The organism is Catenibacterium faecis, from assembly GCF_014306455.1.
GTDB lineage: Bacteria > Bacillota_I > Bacilli_A > Erysipelotrichales > Coprobacillaceae > Catenibacterium > Catenibacterium mitsuoka_A.
In genome coordinates this window covers 1-3,229 of record NZ_JACRWG010000107.1, presented here as the reverse complement: position 1 = coordinate 3,229, position 3,229 = coordinate 1, and the positions used below count along the sequence as shown (strand labels likewise).

3 protein-coding genes are annotated in these 3,229 nt (G+C 34.8%); all 3 read left to right on the top strand.

The features are described 5' to 3' along the window. Positions 1–244: 244 nt before the first annotated feature. Positions 245–604 (top strand): CvfD/Ygs/GSP13 family RNA-binding post-transcriptional regulator, encoded by a 360-nt coding sequence (locus H8909_RS12785; protein ID WP_006506415.1) that lies wholly within the window; start codon positions 245–247, stop codon positions 602–604. Continuing rightward, positions 601–1,881, top strand: coding sequence for a glucose-6-phosphate isomerase (locus tag H8909_RS12780; protein ID WP_055235184.1), 1,281 nt, complete (start codon positions 601–603; stop codon positions 1,879–1,881). The genes H8909_RS12785 and H8909_RS12780 overlap by 4 nt, the downstream gene beginning before the upstream one ends. Before the next feature lie 192 nt (positions 1,882–2,073). Continuing rightward, positions 2,074–3,012 (top strand): 3-hydroxyacyl-CoA dehydrogenase, encoded by a 939-nt coding sequence (locus tag H8909_RS12775; protein WP_187013092.1) that lies wholly within the window; start codon positions 2,074–2,076, stop codon positions 3,010–3,012. Positions 3,013–3,229 lie beyond the last annotated feature (217 nt).

Genomic DNA, 3,229 nt, shown 5'->3' with positions numbered 1-3,229 from the left:
GTTTTGGTTTAGTTGGTCGTGATCAATGGTTTCCAAATTAATAGATAACAACTAATCTTATCTACTGAAAACTTAATTTACAGGAAATAAGAATTTACACAAGATTCTTGACACTATCACTGATTAATTACACCAATACTTAATGCATCTACTTGAATATAATTTTCACATTAAAGAATTATTATTATCTATTCTTTTATCACTATTATAATTATGCTATAATGCAGTTGATTGGAGGCGTGCAATGGAACATCAAGTTCATGTAGGTGACATTGTTGATGTGACCATTACTGGTATTCAACCATATGGTGCATTTGCTTTATTGCCTGATGGAAGCAGCGGATTAATCCATATATCAGAAATATCTGATGGATTTGTTCGTGACGTAAATCAATTTGTCTTTTATGGAGAACAGGTTAAGGTAAAAGTCATTGATATAGATAACGTCCATCACCAGGCAAGGCTTTCTTTAAAAGCAGTCGCGAAAAAGAGACGTTTTCGCAAAAGAAAGTCAATCGTGGAAACACCTAAGGGGTTTAATCCACTAAGAGAAATGATGCCTCGATGGATCAGTCGAGGAATCGCAAAGGAGGAAGATGTATGATCAACGTTGATTTAAGTAAAGCTAAATTAACAGAAAGCATGGAATCATATAAGGACAGAGTCGCAGAAGTTCATGATATGATCCACAACAAAACAGGAGCAGGTAACGACTTTTTAGGATGGGTTGACTTACCTACTAACTACAACAAGACTGAAGTAGAAAACATTAAGAAAAAAGCTGCAGAATTATCTGAAGAAATTGATGTTTTATTAGTTTGTGGTATCGGTGGTTCTTATTTAGGCGCAAGAGCTGCTATTGAAGCAATCAATGGTCTTTACCCAACAAACAAGGTTCAGATCATCTATATTGGTAATACATTCTCTGCTACTTATTTAGCACAGGTTAAGAACTATGTAAAAGATAAAGAATTCGGTATTAATGTAATTTCTAAGTCTGGTACAACTACTGAAACTTCAGTTGCTTTCAGAATCTTCAAAGAATTACTTGAAGAAACTAAGGGTAAAGAAGTAGCTCAGAGAAGAATTGTTGCTACTACAGATGCTCATAAGGGTGCATTAAAGACTTTATCTGACCAGGAAGGTTATACAGAATTCGTAGTTCCTGATGATATCGGTGGACGTTATTCTGTATTAACTGCAGTAGGATTATTCCCTATCGCAATGGCTGGTATCGATGTTGATGCAATGTTAAAGGGTGCTAAAGATGCCCAGGATAAATACAACAATCCAGATCTTCTTACAAACGATGCTTATCAGTATGGTGTTGCAAGACAGATGTTATTAAAGGCTGGTTATCCAGCTGAAATGTTTGTAACTTATAACTTACAGTTACAGCAGACTGCTGAATGGTGGAAACAGTTATTTGGTGAATCTGAAGGTAAAGAAGGAAAGGGTATCTTACCTACAAGTGGTACTTTCTCAACTGACCTTCATTCATTAGGACAGTTCATTCAGGAAGGTTCTAAGGTTTTATTTGAAACTGTATTAAAGATCAAAGAACCTCAGATGAACTTAGAAATCCCTAGTGATGCAGATAACTTAGATGGTTTAAACTATTTAGCTGGTAAGACAGTTGATTATGTTAACCAGAAAGCATGTGAAGGTACTATTGATGCCCATGTAAATGTTGGTAACGTACCTAACATCCAGATCACTCTTGATCATGTTGATGCATATAGCTTCGGTTATATGGTATACTTCTTCGAAAAGGCTTGTGCAATGAGCGTTTACCTATTAGGTGTTAACCCATTCAACCAGCCAGGTGTTGAAGTTTATAAGAAGAATATGTTCAAGCTTTTAGGTAAGCCTGGATATTAATAAGAAATCCCGCAATCGCGGGATTTTTTTGTACAATGTGATGAGTTTGTAAGAAATTGTGATGTTTTTCACAAAGTGTAGTGGATAATCTCTTTTTAATCAGTATAATAAAAATTAGATAATGTTAAGAAGATAGTAGTGAAGCAGAAGAAATTGTTCTTCTGTTTTCATTTTACTAGAAAGGAGACAAACATGAAGAACATTACTATTATGGGCGGCGGCGTTCTGGGATCACAGATTGCATTCCAGGCAGCATATTGTGGTTTTGATGTAACAATCTGGTTAAGAAGTGAAGGCAGTATAGGACGTACACAACCTAAGCTTGATTCTATCAAGCAGTCTTATATTAATGCAATCAATCTCATGGATATTGATAAATCTATCAATACATGGTGTATGGGTATTGCAGGCTATGATGATTTTGATAAGGAAAACTGCCTAGAGAAGGTAGAACGTGCTTATTCTACAATCAAGCTAGAACTTGATATGAAAATAGCAGTTAAAGATGCTGATTTAGTCATTGAATCTATGACAGAAAATATGGAAGCTAAGAAGGATGTCTATACAAAAATGGCTCCCCTACTCCCTGATAAGACAATTCTAGTGACTAATTCTTCTACTATGCTTCCTAGTAAATTAGCTAAGTTTACTGGTAGACCTGATAAATTCCTTGCCTTACACTTCGCAAATACGATTTGGAAGAATAATATGACAGAAGTTATGATGCAGGATAAAACAAATAAAGCATATTTTGATGAAGTCATGAAGTTTGCGAAAGAGATTAGAATGATTCCATTACCTGTCAATAAAGAAAAGTCTGGTTACCTACTCAATTCTATGTTAATTCCATTATTATTCTCAGGTATGGATTTAATGGTCAATGGTATCTCTGATCCTGAAAGTATCGATAAAGCATGGACTTTAGGTACTGGTGCACCTAAAGGACCGTTCCAGATTCTTGATACAGTAGGATTAAAGACTGCCTATGAGATTGTAGGCATGTATGTAAAAATGCCTGGTTTCTTAGCACCATATAATTTCAAAGGAATGCATAAGATGTTGAAGTCTTATATTGATCAAGGTAAATTAGGATATAGTACTGGTGAAGGATTCTATAAATACAAAAAATAAATAACTAAGCAATAATAAATGCCAGGAGTGTAAATAAAATGGTACCCATAAGGAGGACAACAACCTGACAGTTGTGATACCCCTCCTGTGGGTATCATTTTTTTGTTTTGTTGTTTAAATTCTACTATGTCAAAATCAAAAAAATTCACTGATGAAGAAATTAAGTTATTATCTAACTCACCATACGTCAAGAACGTTAAACAAAACAGACTGATAT